The organism is Bacillus sp. SLBN-46, assembly GCF_031453555.1.
Taxonomy (GTDB): domain Bacteria; phylum Bacillota; class Bacilli; order Bacillales; family Cytobacillaceae; genus Neobacillus.
Map to the genome: position 1 here is coordinate 1,488,311 of NZ_JAVIZM010000001.1, position 22,906 is coordinate 1,511,216.

At 40.5% G+C, this 22,906-nt stretch carries 20 protein-coding genes and 2 riboswitches; of the genes, 9 read left to right on the forward strand and 11 right to left on the reverse strand.

What is annotated here, in order from left to right:
* The first annotated feature begins 17 nt into the window (after positions 1–17).
* Positions 18–191, forward strand: coding sequence for a hypothetical protein (locus QFZ87_RS07525; protein WP_309859763.1), 174 nt, complete (start codon positions 18–20; stop codon positions 189–191).
* Between the two features lie 90 nt (positions 192–281).
* On the forward strand, positions 282–683 hold the full coding sequence (locus tag QFZ87_RS07530) for a cytosolic protein (protein ID WP_309859765.1): 402 nt from the start codon (positions 282–284) through the stop codon (positions 681–683).
* Positions 684–878: 195 nt separating this feature from the next.
* On the opposite strand, the gene QFZ87_RS07535 is transcribed toward QFZ87_RS07530, so the two are convergent.
* Complete coding sequence (locus QFZ87_RS07535; protein WP_309859767.1) at positions 879–1,871, reverse strand: nuclease-related domain-containing protein; 993 nt, start codon at positions 1,869–1,871, stop codon at positions 879–881.
* Between the two features lie 255 nt (positions 1,872–2,126).
* On the opposite strand from QFZ87_RS07535, the gene QFZ87_RS07540 reads away from it, so the two are divergent.
* Complete coding sequence (locus QFZ87_RS07540) at positions 2,127–2,966, forward strand: pirin family protein (RefSeq protein WP_309859770.1); 840 nt, start codon at positions 2,127–2,129, stop codon at positions 2,964–2,966.
* Between the two features lie 45 nt (positions 2,967–3,011).
* On the opposite strand, the gene QFZ87_RS07545 is transcribed toward QFZ87_RS07540, so the two are convergent.
* Complete coding sequence (locus QFZ87_RS07545) at positions 3,012–4,523, reverse strand: MDR family MFS transporter (RefSeq protein WP_309859772.1); 1,512 nt, start codon at positions 4,521–4,523, stop codon at positions 3,012–3,014.
* 199 nt (positions 4,524–4,722) lie between these two features.
* Between QFZ87_RS07545 and QFZ87_RS07550 the strand changes: the two genes are divergently transcribed.
* Complete coding sequence (locus QFZ87_RS07550) at positions 4,723–5,589, forward strand: aldose epimerase family protein (protein WP_309859774.1); 867 nt, start codon at positions 4,723–4,725, stop codon at positions 5,587–5,589.
* 36 nt (positions 5,590–5,625) lie between these two features.
* Here the strand turns inward: QFZ87_RS07550 and QFZ87_RS07555 are convergent, their stop codons facing one another.
* The 3 genes from QFZ87_RS07555 to QFZ87_RS07565 all read right to left on the reverse strand — a co-directional run bounded on the left by QFZ87_RS07555 (position 5,626) and on the right by QFZ87_RS07565 (position 7,557).
* Positions 5,626–6,525: an aldo/keto reductase gene (locus QFZ87_RS07555; protein ID WP_309859776.1), complete on the reverse strand. Its 900-nt coding sequence runs from the start codon at positions 6,523–6,525 to the stop codon at positions 5,626–5,628.
* Between the two features lie 64 nt (positions 6,526–6,589).
* A complete protein-coding gene (locus tag QFZ87_RS07560; protein ID WP_309859778.1) occupies positions 6,590–6,973 on the reverse strand; it encodes a VOC family protein in 384 nt (127 codons plus the stop codon).
* A 20-nt stretch (positions 6,974–6,993) separates the two neighbouring features.
* Entirely contained in the window at positions 6,994–7,557 is a 564-nt protein-coding gene (locus QFZ87_RS07565; protein WP_309859781.1) for an FAD-dependent oxidoreductase, read from the reverse strand.
* A 166-nt stretch (positions 7,558–7,723) separates the two neighbouring features.
* On the opposite strand from QFZ87_RS07565, the gene pxpB reads away from it, so the two are divergent.
* From pxpB to QFZ87_RS07580, 3 genes are read left to right on the forward strand one after another with little or no spacing between them, the layout of a single operon-like run.
* The gene (gene pxpB, locus QFZ87_RS07570) at positions 7,724–8,467 is read left to right on the forward strand and encodes a 5-oxoprolinase subunit PxpB (protein WP_309859783.1); all 744 of its coding nucleotides are present in this window, start codon (positions 7,724–7,726) and stop codon (positions 8,465–8,467) included.
* Entirely contained in the window at positions 8,454–9,221 is a 768-nt protein-coding gene (locus QFZ87_RS07575) for a 5-oxoprolinase subunit PxpA (RefSeq protein ID WP_309859786.1), read from the forward strand. Before pxpB ends, QFZ87_RS07575 begins: the two co-directional genes overlap by 14 nt.
* The gene (locus tag QFZ87_RS07580) at positions 9,218–10,162 is read left to right on the forward strand and encodes a 5-oxoprolinase subunit C family protein (RefSeq protein ID WP_309859787.1); all 945 of its coding nucleotides are present in this window, start codon (positions 9,218–9,220) and stop codon (positions 10,160–10,162) included. Before QFZ87_RS07575 ends, QFZ87_RS07580 begins: the two co-directional genes overlap by 4 nt.
* A gap of 255 nt (positions 10,163–10,417) precedes the next feature.
* Here QFZ87_RS07580 and QFZ87_RS07590 read toward each other — a convergent pair whose 3' ends face one another.
* The gene (locus QFZ87_RS07590) at positions 10,418–11,617 is read right to left on the reverse strand and encodes an MFS transporter (protein ID WP_309859791.1); all 1,200 of its coding nucleotides are present in this window, start codon (positions 11,615–11,617) and stop codon (positions 10,418–10,420) included.
* A gap of 17 nt (positions 11,618–11,634) precedes the next feature.
* A complete protein-coding gene (locus QFZ87_RS07595; protein ID WP_309859793.1) occupies positions 11,635–12,048 on the reverse strand; it encodes a MarR family winged helix-turn-helix transcriptional regulator in 414 nt (137 codons plus the stop codon).
* Positions 12,049–12,231: 183 nt separating this feature from the next.
* Positions 12,232–12,316: riboswitch (cyclic di-GMP riboswitch) on the forward strand.
* Between the two features lie 81 nt (positions 12,317–12,397).
* Here QFZ87_RS07595 and QFZ87_RS07600 point away from each other — a divergent pair.
* Complete coding sequence (locus QFZ87_RS07600; RefSeq protein WP_309859794.1) at positions 12,398–12,658, forward strand: hypothetical protein; 261 nt, start codon at positions 12,398–12,400, stop codon at positions 12,656–12,658.
* A 60-nt stretch (positions 12,659–12,718) separates the two neighbouring features.
* Here QFZ87_RS07600 and metH read toward each other — a convergent pair whose 3' ends face one another.
* From metH to QFZ87_RS07620, 4 genes are read right to left on the reverse strand one after another with little or no spacing between them, the layout of a single operon-like run.
* Positions 12,719–16,120, reverse strand: coding sequence for a methionine synthase (gene metH / locus QFZ87_RS07605; protein WP_396133957.1), 3,402 nt, complete (start codon positions 16,118–16,120; stop codon positions 12,719–12,721).
* A gap of 25 nt (positions 16,121–16,145) precedes the next feature.
* Positions 16,146–18,014: a bifunctional homocysteine S-methyltransferase/methylenetetrahydrofolate reductase gene (locus QFZ87_RS07610; RefSeq protein ID WP_309859798.1), complete on the reverse strand. Its 1,869-nt coding sequence runs from the start codon at positions 18,012–18,014 to the stop codon at positions 16,146–16,148.
* Positions 18,015–18,016: 2 nt separating this feature from the next.
* The gene (gene metC / locus QFZ87_RS07615) at positions 18,017–19,204 is read right to left on the reverse strand and encodes a cystathionine beta-lyase (RefSeq protein WP_309859801.1); all 1,188 of its coding nucleotides are present in this window, start codon (positions 19,202–19,204) and stop codon (positions 18,017–18,019) included.
* A complete protein-coding gene (locus QFZ87_RS07620) occupies positions 19,204–20,316 on the reverse strand; it encodes a methionine biosynthesis PLP-dependent protein (protein ID WP_309859803.1) in 1,113 nt (370 codons plus the stop codon). Before QFZ87_RS07620 ends, metC begins: the two co-directional genes overlap by 1 nt.
* 148 nt (positions 20,317–20,464) lie before the next feature.
* Positions 20,465–20,582, reverse strand: a riboswitch (SAM riboswitch).
* 372 nt (positions 20,583–20,954) lie between these two features.
* Here QFZ87_RS07620 and QFZ87_RS07625 point away from each other — a divergent pair.
* Entirely contained in the window at positions 20,955–22,904 is a 1,950-nt protein-coding gene (locus QFZ87_RS07625) for a lasso peptide isopeptide bond-forming cyclase (protein ID WP_309859805.1), read from the forward strand.
* The last annotated feature ends 2 nt before the right edge of the window (positions 22,905–22,906 follow it).

Consider the following 22,906-nt stretch of genomic DNA (forward strand, 5'->3'; position numbering starts at 1 on the left):
TAAGAGAGGTGATTGAAGTGAAAGAACAAGAAAATGACCGGAAAAGTATTGAGGAAGAGTGGGAAAAGAAAGCCATGCAAGAATTGTTTGGAATGGAACCAGAGATGAGTTTGCAATCAGCTCGATTTGCTACAACTGAAAATCCGCTCTTAACCGAATATCATGTTGAGCGAAATGAAAAGGAAGAATAGTTATTTTAGATATAAAGAATGAATCCTACCTTTTATGGGGTATCCTAAGAATATGTGTTTTAATTCCAGTAGAAGGTTAAGGAGGACAAAATGAAATCATTTATTGTTGGTTTTCATCAAGAAGATAACGTGGATTCAATGCAAATACAAAAGCTTAGTCAAGAGGAGTTTGGGAAGGCCACGGAGGGTGGAACAAGGCATTTATTTGAACTCGACACAAACATTGGGCTCTTTGTATTTTTTGATGGAGCAGATAAAGATGGAAATCTATCCTATATGGTGCTGCAGTATGAAGAAGAAAATGAAGAACCTTCTGCCTGCTATTCTTTCCAGCTGAAGGATTTCTACGAATTTATGGCGCTATACTTAAATGACATTGATTACGAGGAAGTTGAAGGGGAGGAGCAAGAGGAGCAAGAATACGGAGCCATGCAGCACCTAGCTCATTTAATCTTCCATATCGTTGAAGAGGGTAGAGATCTGAAGGTTTAAGAAGTAGATTTTCGCAAAATTAGGGTAAAGGACGCCGGTTGAGGCGTCCTTTTTGTGTTTTTTCAGAGGTTTAGGGTGTTAAAATGAGAATTTGATTTATAATAAATTGGTCTATTCGCGAATTTTAAAGGTTTATTCGCGAATTTCGGTTGGTTATTCGCGAATTTTTAATAGGTATTCGCGAATCTAGACGGTTTATTCGCGAATCGAGATTTGTGTAGGAAAATTCTTCATAAAGTAGACTCGTGTTTTATTTTTCCCAGTATAGTCTAAATTTGCGGAAAGCAATAATCTACCAGCAATATGAATGGAGCCTAAACGAACAAACCTCCGAAACTCCATATTAGTTATTTTCAAATCAACCAACAAAAAATAGTCCATAAGTGCTTGAATGTGTGCATCTTTTGAATAGGAATCGCAAGAGGTACAGTACCACTGCTGTTTCTTACGAATAAGATGTAGATGCTTGCAGAAAGGACAGTGGACACCGGTTAACAAATCCGTCTTTTGAATACCATATTTTTTTAGTATTTGAATAGTAGGTGGAGTATTCATTTTCAGTAGGAGTCTGCCAAGCTTACGGAGATCTTTTTTAGTGAGGACGGGTTCGGTGAACGTTTTTTCCACGTATTCAATCCGATTCAGCATCACATCAGCTTTACAAATTCGTGGTTTCACTTTGTACGAATTTTTCCCTGTAACGATGTAGGAAGCGTAACTGTTACTGATGACAACTAAATACACGATTGGAACAGGTGGGAAATGATGAGCCCGAAGCAGTTCTTGGATATACTTTTTGTGCCGTTCTGCTTGCGCAATCGGATAATCGTAACCTTTTTCTTTCTCATTGTTATTTTGGATAAACTGTTCGTTATCAGTATCGAAGGTTAATTTTCCAGCCATATTTTTCACATCAATAATAAGACCGAACTCTGGAGTTAATAGAAAAGTATCAATTTGACAATTGTAATCACCGTCAGGAAGGTTTAAATCGTGGAAAATCATGTACTTTTGTTGTGGAAGCAACCGGTAATAGTAGTCAAGAGCTTTCTCACCTTGATAGCCAGCAGAGCGCCTTCCTACTTCTTCTAAAACTTGCTGATATTTTTCGTGACTTAGGGGGAGACGACGCAATAAAGCCTGTAAGATGAGTAACCTCAAAGGAATAGACCTTTCTTTTATAATCAAACATTATCACTCCTTTCATTTTAATTAATAAAGTTCTAATAAAAATAGGAAAATCCTGCCGAATTATATCGAATCATGCAAATAATTTTTTAGGTGAAAATTTTATGAGCGAATCTACTGATCTTATGAGCGAATTCCAGCCAGATATGAGCGAATGTAAGTAACTTATCAGCGAATCCCCAAACCAGTCCATTTTATTTGATAATACCCCAGAACAGCGCTACCATTAATTTGAAAACCAAAGGAGGAAAAATAATGACTTCTATTCAACAAAGGGGTATCGAACGGATTTGGACGGTGGAACATCGCCAGAATAGTCCGATTCATATAGCAGGAATGGTGTTAGATCCAAATAAAATGAAAGAATCAGATCCTTTTCTTTTTTTAGCAGAGGATTGGTTTAAAAAAGGAACATTTGACTTCCATCCCCACCGCGGCATCGAGACCGTTACCTATGTCATCGAAGGGAAACTCGAGCATCAAGATAATAAAGCCGGTAAAGGGGAGCTGGAACCGGGTGATGTTCAATGGATGACGGCCGGAAAAGGTGTGATTCACATCGAGGATCCAGCCGAAGGGGAGACCGTGCATTCCTTGCAGCTTTGGGTGAACCTGCCCCGTGAACATAAAATGGCAGAACCGCGCTATCAAAATCTTCGTGCGAAAGACATGCCAGTCCGTAAAGAAGACGGAGCTTTAATTAGGATTTTCTCTGGTTCCTCAGGTGGCATTCAGTCTGATACGAAAAACTATGTTCCAGTAACTATGGTTGAAATCAATGTCGAACCGGGTTCATCGGTTACACAGGACCTGCCGGGTGATTACAATGGTTTCATGTATATTTTAGAAGGAAAAGGACTTTTTGGAAAAAATCATACAGACGCTGAGAAGGGGCATGTTCTCTTGCTTGAGAAAGCGGAGCCGGGACAAGCGAGCGAAATCTCAATAAAGGCAGTAGAAAACCTTCGCGTCTTGTTATATGCTGGAAAGCCGTTAAACGAACCAATCGTAGCCAGAGGACCATTTGTCATGAATACCGAAGAAGAAATTCGCCAGGCATACCGCGATTACATGGCCGGCAAATTTGCAGAATAAAATAAGCACCGGGCCACCTCACAAGAGCGGCCCAGTGCTTTTCTTTTATCCTTTAGCAGGCTTCTTACTCACTACTACACGAGCATTCCCCATAAAAAAGATAGTAACAGCTGCGATTGCAATCGGAATCAGCGTAAGCAAAAAGGTATGCGTAATGGAATTAGACATTGCATGAACGATTTTATCTAAAACAAAATCAGGAATCTTCGAGCGTTGTTCTGGTTGGAAAATTTGCCGAGGATCACCCATTTTGAAATTCCCCGCACCCTGCATCCCTTTAAATGCTTCCTTTAACTGATCTGTAAACATATTCGTTTGCAGCGTCCCATAAATGGTCACGCCAAGGGTCATACCAAACGAACGTAGAAACGAGTTAGTAGAATTAGCCGTTCCGCGATACTGTGGTTCCAAGTTGTGCATCGACGCCGTCGGCAACAAGGAGAATGAAAACCCTACTCCAAATCCAACAAGAATCATGTAAATGGTTAGTAAGTAACGAGCCGTATCAATCGTCATCGTTCCAAGGAAGTACATCCCAAGAACGTAAGATACAATCGAGATAAACATCAAGTTACGATAAGAAGTCTTTGCTAAGAAAATCCCTCCTACGGAACTTCCCGCAACGGACCCTAACATCATAGGTGTTAAGATTAACCCTGCATTTTTTGCTGAGCCGCCATAAACAGCCTGCACGAATATCGGAATAAAGACAGTCAGAATGATAAACGTCCCACCATATAAAAAGGAAAGAATCTGGGATGTCGCAAACAAACGCCTTTTAAAAAGCCAAAGTGGTAGAATCGGTTCTTCTGCCTTAAATTCCGCAATGAAAAAGGCAATAAAGAAAACAAAGAAGCTAGCAAATAAACCGATGATTTGAACAGAATCCCAATCGTATTCTTTGCCGCCCAACTCAAGAGCAAACATCAAGCTAACGACGGAAATGACAAGCGTAACCGCTCCAAGATAGTCGATTTTTTGCTTAGAGTGTTGTAAAGATTCATGATAATAACGAACAATTAAAATAATCGAAACAATACCAATCGGAACATTCACATAAAACACCCAGTGCCAGCTAATATAATCGGTAATATACGCACCTAGCAAAGGTCCAAGGACACTGGAAGCACCAAATACCGCTCCAAGAAGACCCGTCATTTTTCCACGATTTTCTGGGGGGAAGATATCAAAAACGATGGTAAAAGCAATTGGCATCAGGGCGCCGCCACCAATCCCCTGAATCGCCCGGTATATACTTAGTTGAACAATCGACTGTGCAATTCCGCAAAGGGCAGAGCCAATAAGGAATACCACCAATCCGAAAATAAAGAAACGTTTCCGTCCATACATATCGGAGAGCTTTCCAAATATTGGCATCCCGGCCATAACTGCTACCATGTAAGCAGAAGTTACCCAAATAAATTTGTCAAACCCGCCAAGGTCTGAAACAATCGTACCCATGGCTGTAGCAACAATGGTGTTGTCCATTGCTGCCATCAAGATGGCTAGTAATAGACCTGTGACAACAAGCTTCAGATTATTGTCTTTTTTAATCAAATCAATCACCCTTTAACTTTCCAAAATGTAAGTAGGTTTAAACAAAAGGTCGCTCCTTTTCGGTTATTTTAAGGTTATCCATTAAAAAAAGCGGTTAAATAGTTAGCTAAAGTAATTCTATAAGGCTGGTTGAAAATTTGTCAAATTATAACTAAAATGAGTAGAATGTTGTTTTTACATAGAAGGGACGAATGAGGACATGTATCAGCTTAAGGTAACGAAAGAGCAAGAGATAAGTGTATATGAACTAAGGAACTCCGAGTTAGGCAGCTGGATTAAAGTTGTACCAGAGCGTGGTGGAATTATTACTAGCTATGGAGTAAGTGGGGAGGGGGTCCTCTTTTTAAATAAAGAAACACTTTATGATACTGCGAAAAATATTAGGGGAGGGATACCGATTCTCTTTCCGATTTCTGGTCAGTTAGAAAATGGGGAATATGAGTGGAATGGTACCGTTTATAAAATGAAAAACCATGGAGTAGCGAGGAATCATCCATGGGAAGTAGTCGATACCCATACCGATGACAGACAAGCTTCTATTACTTTACGTTTAGTAAGTAATGAAGAGACCAAAAAAGAATATCCTTTTGATTTTGAGGTGGTTTTTACCTACTCATTAACCCAAAACGGACTCACTATTGCCCAGGACTATAAAAATATTTCAGATGCGCCTATGCCGATTTATGCAGGATTTCATCCTTATTTCAAAACAGCCAGCAAAAACTTAGTTTATCATACCGACGCGAAAACCTATTTAGATTATAATGATATGGAAACAAAACCTATTCAAAGCTCGTTAGATTTAACCAATAAAAAAGAGTCTCTCGTTCTTTTGGATGCTTCGCAAAAGCAAATATCCTTTGAGCTTCCTGATCGCCAGTTGTCCCTTACGATGACATACGGGGAGGAATTTAAGTACGTCGTGTTGTGGACCGAGCAGGATCAAGAATTTGTCTGTGTTGAACCGTGGATGGCGATGACCAATGAACTGAATCGGAAAGAAGAATTAGTGATGATTGCTTCAGGGGAGACGCTGCAAACGACCTTAAAAATATCGGTGAAATAGAAAAAGGGACCTGAGAAAAAGTCCCTTTTTCAAATCCTATTCTACTAACTCAGCTGCTTTAGCATTCATTGTAACCTGTTCAACATTTTTAGATCCAGGAATAACGAGTGTAACAGCTGGATGCTTCAAACACCAAGCTAGTGCCCACTGTGCCATATTGACGCCTTCAGGTACTTCGTGTTTTTGTATTTCTTCAACTAGTTGAAGCTGTCTTGCTACTTCCTTTGGATCATGCCCATGCCGTACGTCTGTTTCAGCAAAAACGGCTCCTTGCTTATACTTTCCACTTAAATATCCACTGGCTAGCGGGACACGAGCAAGGACACCAAGATTTTGACGTTCAGCGGACGGGAAGAACAGTTCCTCCGGTTTACGATCTAAACGATTATAGACCACTTGAATCACTTCTGCCCCTACTTTTGTGGCAGAGTCGACTTGATAGGAAGTATCCGCTTTACTGCTAATAGAGATACCTAGGTGACGAACCTTACCAGCTTGGACCTGCTTATCTAAAGCCGTCCACAGGGCATCATTATTGAAAACTTCATCGCTGCCTGAATGGAATTGGTAAAGGTCAATGTATTCAGTTTGCAATGCCGCTAAAGAGGTATCTAACTGTTTGACTACGTCATCTGCAGACCATTCATCTGCCCGTTTAAAGCCATCATTTAAAAAGTGGTGCCCGAACTTTGTAGCAACAACCCAGTCATTACGTTTATTATTTTTCAAATACCCACCAATCAGTTTCTCGGAAAGGTGATCTCCGTAACATTCCGCGGTATCAATAAAGTTAATACCAAGTTCATTCGCTTTATGTAAAATGTCATCTACTTCTCTCTGGGAAAAATCTTTGCCCCATTCGCCGCCAAACTGCCAGGTCCCCACACCAATAACCGATACATCTAAACCAGTACTTCCTAATTTACGAAACTTCATATGAAAACCTCCTCCTTACTAGCATCAGTTTATTGTAAGAAAAAAATCCCCAAAAAATCGGGGATTATCTTTGAAAAAACTCAACCTTCTCACCATCAGGGCCGTGAACAAAGAAGTTACGATAGCCGTTAGGGAGTGTCTCAATCTCATCCCTTATAAAGGATACGTCTAATCCTTTTAAACGTTCGTATTCCTCATTTATATCATCAACTAAGAAGGCAATATGATTCACTTTTCCTTCATTAGGGAGGTTTGGATTCCCGCCATACACTAGTTCTAACTCTGTTTCATCGGAACCATTAAATCCAAGGAAGGCTAAGGTAACTTCACCATTTGCAATGGTGAATCTGTCTTTTAGCTCCAACCCTACCACATCTTGATAAAAAGTAAGAGCTGCATCAAGGTTGTTTACATATACACCAACATGGTCCATTTTCTTAACTGCCATTTGGCACCCACCTATCTGTCTTAGGCTTTTAACACATCGTGGTCAACGTAGCGCTCACCGTTTAGTTCACTAATTACATTAATCGCAACCTTCGCACCGTCGCCAGCAGTAATAATTGTATGCATGCTCACTCCAGCAACTGTTCCTGCTGCCCAAATGCCATCAATATTTGTTTTTCCAGCAGCATCCACGTCAAGGATCGTCTTGATTCTAGGCTCAGTTCCAGGCTTAGTTGTTAATCCAACTGCTTCAGCAAGGTCAACAGACATTCCAGTTGCCAAAATGACATGCTTTGCTTCGTATTCACCTTGATCCGTTTCTACTTTAAAACCGCTTTCAGTTTTGCTGATCGTTGAAACAGTAGCTTGGACGATTTCTGCCCCAAATTTGCTCGCTTGTTTTTTACCAGTTTCAACAAGGTCAGGTCCTGTAATTTCTGTTACACCATAATGATTTTCAATCCAAGCACGCTTAGTCACACTTTTATCATTATCAACCACTACGGTTTTCTTTCCAGCCTTTGCTGTAAAAATAGCAGCACTCGCACCGGTAGGTCCAGCTCCGACAATTAACACATCAAACATTTCCAAAACCTCCAGAATTTTTAGTTAGTATCAAAATAAATGTAGCCTAACAAACAAGGATTGTAAAATAAACTGCTCACTTCAAGATATTTGGAAAACGAAATGTAAAAATAGGTTGAAATATTCTAAGCAAGCAGATAACTTAAAAGCAAAGAAGAACTTAGGGGTGAGGATCATAGAAATTAAACCACTCGGGGATATGGCTATTGTGATCTATTTTGGTGAAAAAATAAGTGAAAAGATTCATAGGGAGATTCGCCAATTTATTGTCGGACTGAACAATACGAGGGTGAAAGGGATTATAGAATGGGTACCGTCCTATACTTCCATTGCCATCTATTATCGTCCGGAGGAGATTAGCTATCATACCTTAGTGGAGAAGGTAAAGGGCATTTATACCACTTCGAAGCATAATGAACCCTATCAGCCCACGGTTTATGAAATCCCCGTTTACTATGGGGGTGAAACAGGTCCGGATTTAGCCTATATTGCTCAGTATTGTGAAATAAGTGAAAAGGAAGTTATTGCACTTCATAGTAATAAAGAATACTTGATTTATATGCTGGGTTTTATACCGGGATTTCCCTATCTTGGGGGATTGCCTTCAAAGCTTGCAGTCCCAAGGCTTGAACATCCACGGAGAAGTATCCCTGCCGGCTCAGTAGGCATTGGCGGTAACCAAACAGGCATCTATCCTTCAGAGATTCCGTCGGGCTGGAGGATTCTTGGTATAACACCACTAAAGCTGTTTGCTATTGAAAATACCCCTCCGGCCCTTGTTGCACCAGGCAATTATATAAAATTTATTCCAATAAATTTTGAAGAATATGAAACTATTAAACAATTGGTCGAAAGGAAAGAATACAAACTGAAAACCTACATAAGGGGGGAGAAACATGAAAATCATTGATCTCAATAGTGATATTGGTGAAAGCTTTGGAGCATTCAAAGTAGGAAATGACGTAGAGGTGTTAAAGTATATCACGTCGGCTAATATAGCCTGTGGTTATCATGCAGGAGACCACAATGTCATGTTTGAAACAGTCAGGCTTGCACAAAAAAACGGTGTGAAAATAGGGGCGCATCCAGGATTTCCTGACCTTGCAGGATTCGGCCGCAGGGAGATGAATCTTTCATCACGAGAAATTTACAATCTAATGATTTATCAAATTGGGGCATTACAAGCTGTGTGCAAAGTAAACGGAACCTCCCTTTCCCATGTCAAACCGCACGGTGCTTTGTATAACATGGGGGCAAGAAATCGGGAGATAGCAGATGCAATTGCTGAGGCAATTGTTGCCCTCGATTCACAACTAGTACTGTTTGGTTTAGCAGGAAGTGAAATAATAAAAGCAGGGCGGCAAAAAGGGCTTCAAGTTGCGCAGGAAGTGTTTACGGACCGTACCTATCAGCCGGATGGGACATTGACATCAAGAAGTGAAAACAACGCATTCATTCATGATTCTATTGAAGCCATCCAGAGAGTGGTTCGGATGATTACCGAGGGGAAAGTAAAAGCAGTAGATGGAACCGACCTTGATATTCAGGCGGATACAATTTGTGTGCATGGTGATGGACCGAAGGCTGTGGAGTTCGTATCCGAGTTACAGAAGGCATTGGCACAAGAAAACATCTTTCTTCGAAAAAGCTGGAGCGAACAATGAAAACAGCTATTTTTAAAGTAATAAAACCAGGATTACAAACGACTATTCAGGATTTGGGAAGGGTTGGCTATCAACAATTCGGAATCAGTCCTTCGGGAGCAATGGATTCTTACTCAATAAAGCTGGCAAATATCCTAGTTGGAAATCATCCAGGGGAGGCTGTACTGGAAGCGGCGTTAGTAGGACCTGTTTTAGAAGCCTGCCAAACAATCGTCATTGCGATTTGTGGCGGGGACTTTTCGCCGAGGGTAAATAATCGGGAAGTGCCCATGTGGAAGAGCTTTTTGTTGAAAAAAGGAGAGACATTATCTTTTGCTCCGTGTAAACAAGGTGCACGGGTTTATCTTGCCATTGCTGGTGGAATCGATGTACCTGTTGTTTTAAATAGTAAATCAACCTCTTTAAATGGAAGGTTTGGAGGTTTTGAAGGTCGGCCTTTACAAAAGGAAGACATTTTATATGGTGAGCCGGTCATTAGAAAGCCGTTTAAATCACTGCCTCCTGAGTTTATTCCAAGTTATAAAACACAGCTATCTGTAAGGGTCATTCTTGGACCACATGAGCAGAGGTTTAGCCGTTCAAGTGTCGAGCGATTTCTCGCAGAAGAGTATGTTGTGACACCGCAATCGAATCGAATGGGTTATCAGCTAAAGGGGCCTAAGCTTGACCACGTTCAAGGGCCGGATATCATCTCTGATCCCATTCCATTAGGAGGGATTCAAGTTCCTGCCAGCGGTCAACCCATTATCCTCATGGCTGACCGACAAACAACCGGCGGCTACACCAGAATAGGAACAGTAATATCAGTCGACATCCCATTGCTCGCTCAAGCGGTGCCTGACACCAAAATCCATTTTGTGGAAACCTCTCTTGAAGAGGCACAAAGGTTATATGTAGATAGACAGATTCTTCTGAAGCATTTGTCGCTTGCTGCAAAATAAAAAGAACCATCATTTCCGTCCTGGGATTGATGGTTCTTATGTTTAAATTGGTATAAATGATCTTTTTTCGTTTTTGTTGCTCTTGTTCTCATATCCGTAAAAACAAATGGGCTTCGCTTGTTTTCTGGATTCAATTTCCCTTCGCGTGTCAGCTTGTCACGCAGCTTTTTGGCATTTGATTTAGCCATTGTAATCACTCCTATAAATGGTTTCCTACCATTATATAACATTTTAAAGGAGTGTGAAGAGAAAATATTAAATTTCTTGAATTTTTGTTTGCTCCTGCGGGGTACTTCTTTTCTTCGTATGAAGGAAGTAAAAGAGTACCAATCCAATTAAAATATAAAAGGAACACATGAAATATAACGAACTATAATCCATGTTAGCTACCAGTAAGCCAACTACCAACGAACCTAGTGCAATACCGGTATCATAGATGGATAAAAAGGTTGCTGTCGCTAGACCTCTTTTTCTAGGCTCAGCATCTTGGATGGCAATCGTTTGAAAGGTAGGGAATAGTGTTCCCCATCCTAAGCCAATCATTCCCGCAGAAAATAGGAACATGAATGCTCCGCTGCTTTGGCTTAATACAAACATCCCAATAGCAAAGAGTAAGATAGAGGGATAAGAAATCACGTTTGGACCATAAAGGTCGAGCCATTTACCTGTGAATGGTCTAGAAAGTAACAGAACAATCGCATAGACAACAAAGAAAAGACTTGAAACGCTAGCTAAATGAATTTCTGTTGCATAAATCGAGACAAATGATAAAAGAGCAGAATAGACAATCGCTAGGAAGCTTCCAACAATCGAGATAGAAACAGCAGATGCTTCAAATAAGTTTTTAAATGAAAAGGCTGAAGTGGCTTTTGGCTGATCCGGCTGTTCAGAATTAGTTAATTTTACACTAAGTCCAGTCAGGAGAGAACCAGCAGCAACAATGACACTAAGAATGAACAGGGTGTTCGCGCCCCAATGTTGAATGGCCATCAATCCGACAAATGGTCCTAAAACCATTGCCATATTCGTTGACATGACGAAATATCCCATACCTTCGCCCCTGCGTGAAGCTGGAATGATATTAGCTACAATTGTTCCGACTGCTGTTGTTGCCATACCGAAACCAACACCATGAAGTAGACGAATAACTAGAAAACCGGCGACTGTTTTAGGAATAAAGTAAAGAAGAGAGGCGGCAGAGAAAATAATGAGCGCCGATAAGAGCACTTTCTTATTACTCGCGCGTTCGAACCACTGTCCAGCAAGCGGACGTGAGATGATGGCGGATAGTAAAAATACGGTTGTCATTAATCCCGCGACAGATGCACTGCTATGTAATTCATCCAACGCATAGGTGGGAAGCGTGACGAGCAGGATATAAAAAGTTAAAAACAGAAAAAAGTTACTTAACGATACACTAATAAAATCCTTCGTCCATAGTTTGGGTTTATTCATAGATGTGATGCACTCCTTTATAAAAGCTGCTTTAACCAGCTATTTTGCAATGTTAGTAATTCCTCTTGAGATGTTAATGGAAAATGCTGCAGTAATGTCTGGTTGACCTCGTTCACAACACTTTCCCATTCGGGATATAATTTCAATGCTTCTTCTGTTAATTCTATATACTTCGCCCGTTTGTCCTGACCTTGAACTTGCTTCACATATCCCTGCTTAACTAGGCGTTGAATCGTTCGGGTCATGGGCGGTGCTTCGACAAATAAATAATCACAAAGTTCTCGTTGGGATAACGATCCTTTAGTTTTTAAAACAAAAATAACGGCCCATTGAGAACCGTACAAGCCCATTGGCGATAAAGCTTCATTGAGTTTGTTAGTGAGATGACGTGAAAGTTGGTGAAGAGTATGGAATAACTCGTGGGTTATCATAAATGCACTCCGATACTTCATATAATTAGTTACCTAGGTAACTATAGTGTATTTATTATTAAATGTCAAGAAATGTTCACAGGGGCATAAATGCTCATAATTTGTTAAAAAAATCAAATTTTTTGTAATAAATTGACGAAAAGTGTTGAATTGTTCCTAGTTAGATTTTACTATTAAGGTATAAAGTGAAAAAGGCAAACTTTTTGAAAAAAAAGGACGCAAAGCCACGAGTCTAAGGTCATATGACTATGATAGTCGGGTTGCCAAAAAGAACGGAATCTAATGTTTGAATAAAACTTCTATGGCATTACGGTTTGTTAGTCCACCTCTTTTTGGAGGCTTTTTATTTGTGAAAACTAAACATAAAGGGATGGGTGGGAAATTGAAGGTGTTATTTGGTTCTATTGAATATTTTGAGAAGGAAATAATGAGTTTTGCAAAAAAGAAAAGTTCCATTAATTTGGCACGTGAACAAGTGATGGAAATTTACTCTGAAATGAAAGATGAATTAATGAATGATTTCATTTGTGATGAGCATATTAAAAAAGAGTGCTTACATAATTTAAATCTTGCAAGTCAAAGATTCTTACATAAATATCAGGCTGTGTAATGATGAACCATATGTAAAAAGAGTGACTAAAAAATAGTCACTCTTTTTACATTGAGATGCTTATCTTAACACATTAAAATATCTCGCTTCTGGATGGGCAAAAACCATCGCAGAAACCGAAGCTTCCGGTTCCATCATGCAACCTTCGGTTAATTGGATTCCAATTTCTTCAGGCCGAATTAATGTAAATAACTTTTTCTGATCTTCTAAATCCGGACAGGCAGGATATCCAAACGAGAAACGCTGTCCCTGATAATGAGCAGCAAACCGGTCCTGCATAGTAAACGTGAGGGGATCCGGGAAGCCCCAGCGGTCACGCATTTGACGGTGAATTAATTCAGCAAAGCCTTCTGCTGTTTCGAGTGCTAATGCCTGGAGAGCATGGCATTCCAGAAAGCGGCCGGCAGCCTTGAATTCATCCGCTTTTTCGCGAATCCCTCTACCTGCTGTTACGGTAAAGAAGCCAACATAATCCATAACTCCGCTTTCAACAGATTTTAAGAAATCAGCTAAGCAAAGATGTGGAGCTGATTCCTGGCGTGGGAAATCGAATGTTTCAATAATTTTCTCGTGATTTTCTGGATCATAAATATAGATCTTGTTTCCATCCGATTGTGCTGGGAAAAACTGATAAACGGCATTCGGTGTAATCCAATTTTCGCGGCTTGCATCAGCCAGTAGTTGGTCCACTACCTCTTTTACTTTTACTGCCTTTTCATCCTTTTCAGCAATCAATTTAGCAACCTTCCCCTTAACACCAAGATGATGTCCAATCAGCATCTGCATATTGATATATGGCTCAATATGAGAGAGGGAATAGGTTTTTAAAATGTGTCTTTTTGTATCCATTGGCGTAAAGACTGGTGCCTCTGTGGATATAGCCGGCTTCACTTTCACTGCAACAGATCCTGTAGCGCGGACAGGTAGCTCTCTTGGTATCTCTAATGCAGCCAGCTTTTCAGCCTTCTCAACCAACAGCTTTTGATGTTCCTCCTGGTTTTGCAGTTGGTTTGCCAGTGATAATCCATTCATCGCATCCTTCGCATACAAAACAAGTCCATCATATTCCTTAGCAATCTTCGTATCGGTAAACTTACGAGATAGAGCGGCACCTCCAACTAAGATAGGGAGTGAGATGCCAGCATCTTTCATATCCTGAGCCGTTAACACCATTTGTTGTGCAGACTTAACCAGTAAACCGGATAATCCAACCATGTCTGGTTTTTCCCTAAGAATAGCTTGAACTAAATCGGTTGGATTCACTTTAATCCCGAGGTCTATCACATCATAGCCATTATTGCTAAGGATAATTTCCACAAGGTTTTTACCTATATCATGGACGTCACCTTTTACAGTAGCTAAAATAACTTTGCCTTTTGTCGCAGACACATCGCCTTTTTCCATATGCGGCTCTAAATGCGATACCGCGGCCTTCATCACTTCTGCACTCTGTAAAACCTCAGCAACAATTAATTGGTTATCATTAAATAGTCGCCCAACTTCTTTCATGCCATTCATTAACGGTCCATTAATGATATCAAGCGGGGCAGGATAGCTTTCAAGCGCCAAATCCAAATCTGGTAATAAGCCTTCTTTCGTACCTTCCACCACATAATAGGCGAGACGCTCTTCCAAAGTCATATTTGGTACCGTACTCTTCGCTTCTTTCTTTTTACCACGGTAAAACTCTGTAAAAACAGCTAACGTCTCATCAGTTGTTTTAAATAACAAATCCTCCGCTAATGTAACTTCTTCCTTAGAAATGGAGGCAAAGCGCTCCAACTTTTCCGTATTTACAATGGCGTAATCCAAACCAGCCTGTGTACAGTGGTAAAGGAATACCGAATTCAAAATTTCTCTGCCAACTGGCGGTAATCCAAAGGATACATTACTAATTCCAAGAATCGTTTGTACTCCTGGAAGCTGCTCCTTAATTAACTTAATTCCTTCAACCGTTGCCTTCGCAGACCCAATGTATTGTTCGTCCCCTGTACCAACAGGGAACACTAACGGATCAAAAATTAGATCCTGCGGTTGCAACCCATACTTATGGACCAGCAGGTCATGGGAACGTTTGGCAATCTCAAGCTTTCTCTCGGCAGTAACTCCCATACCTTCCTCATCGATGGTACCGACAACAACAGCTGCCCCATAGCGATGAATCAAAGGAACGATGGCTTCAAAACGCTCTTCACCATCCTCAAGATTAATCGAATTAATAATTGCTTTTCCTTGTGAATATTTGAGTGCTTTTTCAATAACCTTCTCATCGGTTGAGTCGATTACAAGAGGTACCTTAACTTTTTTTACGACCTCTTTAATGAAATTTTCCATGTCCACGATTTCATCGCGGTCAGGGTCAGCAAGGCAGATATCAATGACATGAGCGCCGCCTTTTACCTGTGCCCGTGCAACTTCTGACGCTTCTTCAAATTTCCCTTCGGTAATTAACCGTTTGAATTTACGAGAGCCAATGACGTTCGTGCGTTCGCCCACCATGATCGGACGTAATGTCGGATCATCGTAAACAAATGGTTCAATACCTGATACCATGTGAACAGAAGATGGCTCATATCCCCGTGGCTGATAATTTTTCATTGCTTCCGAAATAGCTTTAATATGTTCAGGAGTCGTGCCGCAGCAGCCGCCGACAATATTTAACCAGCCATGCGCAGCAAAATCAGACAGCTTTTTCGCAAGGATTTCCGGTGTTTCATGATAGTGTCCTTCTTCATCAGGCAGACCAGCATTCGGATAACAGCTAACGGCAGTTGTCGCAAGATTGGAAAGGGAACGAATATGATCCTGCATAAACTCTGGACCCGTTGCACAGTTCAGTCCCACTGCAGCTGGTTTCATATGCTCAACTGAAATATAGAACGCTTCGATAGACTGACCTGCAAGAGTGGTACCCATCGGTTCAATCGTACCCGATATCACAATCGGAAGTGTAGTACCTGTTTTCGAAAAAGCACTTTGGATACCAGCGAACCCAGCTTTTACATTCAACATATCCTGGCTTGTTTCTAAAAGCAGCAAGTCAACGCCGCCATCGATTAAGCCAATTGCTTGTTCCTCGTAACTTGCCGCAAGTTCATCAAAGGTAGTTCCGCCAGTCACACTTAATGTTTTCGTCGTCGGACCCATCGAACCAGCAACAAAACGCGGCCATTCCTCAGAATAAACCTTTTGCACCTCACCAATCGCAATCATGGCAGCGATTTTATTGATTTCATAGGCTTTGTAGCCGAGACCGTATTCATCAAGCACCAGGCTAGTCGCCCCAAAAGTATTCGTTTCAATAATGTCTGCGCCAGCCTCTAAGTATTCACGGTGAATATTGGCTATAACAGAGGGAGCAGTTAAATTAAGGTTTTCATTACAGCCCTCGAATTCCTCTCCGCCAAAATCCTCAGCGGTAAGGTTTACTCGTTGCAGCATGGTTCCCATGGCTCCGTCCATTACGAGGATTCGTTTCTTCAACTGATCAGTAAATGATGTTTTCAGCAATGTTGTTCCCCCTCACTTCACTTGCACGCTGACGGGCATAATGGGCCAGCTCTGCAGTTAATTCGTAACGTAAAAATGGTGTGATTAAATAAATTCCATTAAATAAATCTAGAGCAGCGTCAATGAGTGACTTAGTTATAGCAATACCTTCCCGCGCTGCTTGAAGCGGTTGGTCATTCAACCTTGCCATTCGCTCACGAATGGAATCGGAAATTTTAATTCCCGGCACTTCATTATGGAGGAATTCTGCGTTTTTACTACTTGTCAGTGGCATGAGTCCAATATAAATAGGTGCCTTAAGGTGTTTCGTATGTTCATAGATTTCAATCAGCTTTTCTTCTGAAAAAACAGGCTGGGAGATAAAATAATCTGCACCAAATTGAATTTTCTTCTCAAGCCTTTTAACAGCCTTCTCGAGTGAGCGCACATTCGGGTTAAAAGCTGCTGCCACACTGAAGTCGGTTTTTTGTCCTAAGTCTTTACCGGAAAAAGACAAACCTTCATTTAGCTGCTTTATCATCTGAATTAGTTCAAATGATGACACATCATAGACGGATGAAGCACCAGGGAAATCTCCTACTCTTGCAGGGTCGCCTGTAATCGCAAGCACGTCATTTAATCCTAGAGTATGGAGCCCCATTAAGTGGGATTGTAAGCCAATAATATTACGGTCGCGACAGGCAATGTGAATAAGCGGTCGCATGCCTAATTTTTCCTTCACTAAATATCCCAATGATTCATTGGAGATACGTACAGTTGCAAGGGAATTATCAGCCAGAGTAATAGAATCAATTCCGGCTTCTTTTAACGCTTTTGCTCCTTCGAAAAACTTGGTCGTATCTAGCTTTCTAGGAGGATCTAATTCTACGATAACAGATGGTCTCTCTTTCACAATCTCTTGAAGGGGAGCATACTCCCTTTTTGGAGAGTCTGAGGGTTCAACTACAATCTGCTTTGGTTCTAATTTTACTATTTTTTCAGTAATTGGAACACTATTCTTTAATTCCGCTGCAAAGGCTCGAATATGGTCTGGCGTTGTCCCGCAGCAACCGCCCAGTAATCGTACACCTTGATTACGGAACGCTTTTGCCGAATTTCGGAAATAATCGGCATCTCCTTCATAGTGGAACTTTCCGTCCGTATAGGCAGGGAGACTGGCATTTGGATAGGCTGATAGAAATGCATGTTCAGGTATTTCTATCTGCTCCAACGCTAGCAGCATATGGTGGGGGCCAAGCCGGCAGTTCAGACCGACGACATCGGCTCCAAGACCTTCAAGCCGTTTTAAGGCATCATTGACAGGCGTTCGATCCTGTAAAAATCCTGGCTCCTGATGGGAGACTTGTGCAATGATTGGCAGGTTGGTTTCCTTTCTAGCAATGGTTAATATCGTTTCAAGTTCTTCCAAATCGTAAAAGGTTTCAAGTAACAAACCATCTACGCCTTCAAGGAGAAGACAATATAATTGTTCGCGGAAGCTCCGCTTTAATTCTTCTAATGTTATTGAATCAGGTTTTATTCCTCGATTCCCGCCAATCGTTCCAAGGACGTATGCTTGTTTTTTTGCAGCGGCTCTTTTAGCAATAGCTACGGCAGCACTGTTAATTTCCTTTACAGAATCCTCCAAACCATACCGCTGTAGCTTTAAATAATTGGCGGCATATGTGTTGGTTTGAATGACATCAGCACCGGCATCGATATACGCTTGATGGAGTGTTTGGATATGTTCTGACTGGGAAAGGTTTAGTTCCTCTAAACAACTATCCTTTCCGTACGAATACAATAGAGTTCCCATAGCTCCATCGGCTATTAAGATTTGATTTGTTAATTTTTCTAAAAAGCTCATCGCTATTCTCCCCGCTCGAATACTAATTGACTTCGATTAACTTTCTCAAACGCTTGGGAAAAATCCTTGATTAGATCATCTGGATTTTCAAGTCCAACCGATAGTCGGACGAGGCTATTAGTAATCCCACGTTTTTCTCTTTCCTCTAGTGGCATGGCGGCATGTGACATTTTCGCCGGATAAGATAGAATTGATTCGACTGCTCCCAGGCTGACAGCGAAAACAGGGATTTCTACATTGGCCAAAAAGGCTCGGAGCGCATCTTCACTTTCTAATTCAAACGATAAGACAGCACCCGGCCCCGCTGCTTGCTTGTTCTGGATGTGATATTGAGGGTGACTTTTGAGCCCCGGATAATGCACCTTTTTCACAAGCGGATGGTCATCTAAAAAGTCTGCGAGTTTAATAGCTGACTTCTGTGATTGTTCTAGACGAACATGAAGTGTCTTTATCCCTCTTAGTACGAGCCAGGCATCCTGGACGCCCAATATAGCGCCAAATCCATTCTGTAAAAAGCCTAATTTTTTCGCCAAGTCTTCATCCTTAACCACAGCGAGGCCGGCAACTACATCACTATGTCCTGATAGAAACTTCGTTGCACTATGCAGGACAACATCAGCACCTAGTTCCAATGGTTTTTGATGAGAAGGGGTAAGGAATGTATTATCAACAAAGGTTAATGCGCCAATTTCCTTTGCTAAACTGCTAATGGCCTCAATATCAGTCACTTTCATTAATGGATTGGAGGGTGTTTCCACATAAAATGCTTTTGTATTCGGCTGAATTGCTTGTTTTACTTCGTCTAAATTGGTCATATCCACAAAGGTATGTTCAATACCGAACCGGGAAAGGACCTGTGTGACCATCCGGAACGTACCGCCATATACATCTTCGGTAATGACAATATGATCACCAGCGGAAAGCAGCAGGAATGCTGTCGAAATGGCGGCCATACCAGATGAAAAAGCAAAACCTTTTACACCGCCCTCAAGTTCTGCAATCACATCTTCCAATGCTTCCCTTGTTGGATTTAAACTGCGGCCATAATCGTATTTACCGAACTGGTCGAAATCAAATTGGTGGAAGGTGGATGCATGCTGAATGGGAACACTAACTGCACCCGTTGTCGGGTCCACTTTATGCTGATTATGAAGAAGCCTGGTTTCAAAGGTGTATTCCTCGTGTGACATTACGCAATCACTCCTTCTTTCACGTTCGCGAACGCCTTTTTCAAGTCTTCAATTAAGTCTTGTGGATCTTCAATCCCAACGGAAAAACGTAATAAACGATTACAAACTCCTGATTGAATTCGAATTTCTTCTGGAATATCCGCATGCGTTTGTGTAGCAGGATAGGTAATAAAGCTTTCCGTTCCACCGAGACTTTCTGCAAACGTAATGAGAGATAATCCTTGTAGGAATGGATTCACCCATGCTTCATCTTTTATACGGAAAGAAACCATTCCACCGCGTCCAGGATAAAGAACATCTGTCACTCCTTCATGATTGGAAAGAAACTCTACCACCGATTTTGCATTTTTTTCATGTCTATCCATTCGAAGCGACAGGGTTTTCATTCCGCGCATTAACAGCCAGGAATCAAACGGGCTAAGTACGGCACCCGCACCGTTATGATGAAAAGCTAATGCTTCACATAATTCCTTTCCTTTAGCGACAATCAATCCCGCAAGTACGTCGTTATGACCACCCAGGTATTTCGTTGCACTATGAATAACGATATCAGCCCCGAGCTTAATCGGCTGCTGTAATAGTGGGGTATAGAAGGTATTATCAACAATCAAGAGTATTCCGTGCTTCTTTGCAATTTGAGAAACAGCGGCAATGTCCGATTGCTGCATGAGGGGATTAGTAGGAGTCTCCAAAAAAATGGCCTTTGTTTGTGGAGTAATCTTCCCTTCGATTTCTTCCGGACAACAGGTATTTACATATTGAGTGTTTAATCCCCATTTTTTAAAGCCTTGCTCTAATAAGCGATAGGTACCGCCATATAAATCTTCGCTTACCAGCCATTCATCTCCCGATTGAAATAAGGAAAGAATCGTGAAAATAGCAGCCATTCCTGAACTGCAGGCAAAGCCTTGGTCCCCATCTTCTAAATCAGCAATCGTTTTTTCCAGGAGCTGACGGGTTGGGTTTCCTGTTCGACTGTAGTCAAACCCTGTTGATTGCCCGATGCCTTCGTGTCGATAAGCAGTAGAAAAATAAACAGGCGGGTTCACTGTACCTGTCGCAGTCTCGCTGCGGTTTCCAATTTGAGCTAATTTTGTGTCAATTTTGTACATAATGCACACTCCTTAAAGGTAAGTTTATTGTTGTAATTAGAATTATAATTGCCAACTTTAACGCTACAGGGCGCTAAAGCCTTCAGATAAATAAAAAAAGTCTTCTTATAAGAAGAAGACTTTTGTATGTACGACACACTTGTCATTCTTCTTATCTTGCAAATTAGTAAAATTTGCAGGACTTAGCACCTTTTCAAAGAACAAATCGTTCATTGAAGGTTGCTGAGGCGTCGCAGGGCCATTCCCTCAACCTCTCTTGATAAGAAATCAATTATTTAGATTATTTATAAAATTTACTACAGATTGCTGGGGATGTCAATTTGTTTTTAACTAATGAAGAAACATGGTTTATTTAACGGAAAGAAGAAAATATTTAATTTCTTGTCTTAAAATTTGTTGACAGTGATAGTGTATGGATTTATTATTAGTTATAACGAACGTTCTCGATAAAGAACTAATCTGGGCAATAAGTTACATAGAACGATAGTTTAAAATTTAATTATACGAAATTCCAGGAATATCGGATTAGATATGATTCCTGATAATTAAGTGTGGTTTGACTGTTCTTTTTAGTGAACTAATAATGATGTTGAAAATAATAAATGCTATGAATTTTTTTAGATTGGCAGGAGGAAAAGATGAGCGCAATAGCCGGAATATATCATTTAAACAATGAACCTATCAATCTAGAGAATGGAAACCGGATAATGAAAGAACTAGAAAAATATCCGGCCGATGATATTCAAACTTGGCATAATGACAAAGTTTTCCTTGGCTGCCATGCACAGTGGATCACACCGGAATCAGTTGGTGAAAAACTTCCTTACTATGACCATCAACGGAAGTTAGCCATTACGGCAGATGCGATTATAGATAATCGGGATGAATTGTTTGAAAGGCTCCAAGTAAAAAAATCTGATAGAAAAACAGTGTCGGATAGTGAACTTATTTTGCTTTCCTATCATAAATGGGGAGAAGAATCACCTAAGTATTTAGTGGGTGACTTCGCATTTATGATATGGGACGAAAGAAAAAGAAAACTGTTTGGAGCAAAAGATTTTTCAGGAACTCGAACGCTTTATTACTTTCAAAATCAAAAGGAATTAGTCTTCTGTACAACAATACACCCCATACTTTCCTTACCGTTTATTGAAAAACATTTAAATGAGGAGTGGCTTGCGGAATATTTGTCGATTTCTTCAGTTATAGATACTGCTGATGTTTCAAATACACCTTATGAGAATATACAGCAAGTTCCCCCTTCTCATAGTATTTCAGTTGTAGGGAATACGATAACAATTAGGAGATATTGTACCTTAAATTCAAAAGCTCGATTAAAACTAAAGTCAAATGAAGAATATGTAGAGGCCTTTCAAGAAGTCTTTCAAGAGGCAGTTAAATCACGGATACGTACTTATCACCAAGTGGGTTCCCACTTAAGTGGTGGATTGGATTCTGGTGCAGTTGTTAGTTTTGCTGTTAAAGCATTAAGAGAACAAAATAAAGAACTAAATACATTCAGTTATATTCCTCCTCAAGATTTTAAGGATTTTACCCCTAAAAATTTGATGCCTGATGAGAGGCCATTTATTAAATCCACAGTAGAGTATGTCGGAGGGATTAAATCTAATTATTTAGATTTTGAAGGTAGAGATTCTTTTTCAGAAATTGACGACTTTTTAGAAATCATGGAAATGCCCTACAAATTCTTTGAAAACACTTATTGGCTAAAAGGAATATATGAGAAGGCCCAAGAAGGAGGGATTGGAGTTCTATTAAACGGTGGAAGAGGGAACATGAGTATTTCATGGGGGGCGGCATTAGATTATTATGGACTCCTTTTAAAAAAATTCAAATGGATTAACCTTACTCAGGAGTTGCATGAATATAGCATGAAAGTTGGAGGGCCAAGATTCAGAAGACTTCCTGTCATCGCTAGATTAGCCTTGCCATTAATTGACCGGATATTTCCATCGGGAGAACCCTATAAATATCCTGTGTTAATTAACCGCGATTTTGCAGATAGAACTGAAATTTTCAATAAACTTAAGTTTCATGGTATGAATGAGTCTGGTTGGTTTTCAACTAAAGATAGATATGAACTAAGAAAAAAACATTTTGAAGATGTTTTCCACATGAATGCAACAAATACTCTGGCCACAAAATTATCACTACGTTATTCATTATGGGAACGGGATCCAACTAATGATTTACGTGTTGTTCGATTTTGCTTATCTCTACCAGAAGACCAATATGTTCAAAATGGAATGGATAGAGCACTTGTTAGAAGAGCAACAAAAGGTTTTTTACCTGATAAGGTTAGACTAAACCAACATATTAGGGGTGTTCAGGGGGCAGATTGGGTTCATCGAATGGTCCCAGTTTGGGATACATTTATATCTGAAATTGATCAGCTTTGTAGTAATAATGAAGTATTAAAGTATTTAAATAGTCAGGTAATAAAGTCTGCATACAAAAAAGTTAAGGAAGGACCTAGACCCGACTTTGCTACTGATCCAGATTATAGAATTTTAATGCGTGCTGTAATTGTTTATCGTTATTTAAAAAATTTTCCTGAAGGGGGGTGAAA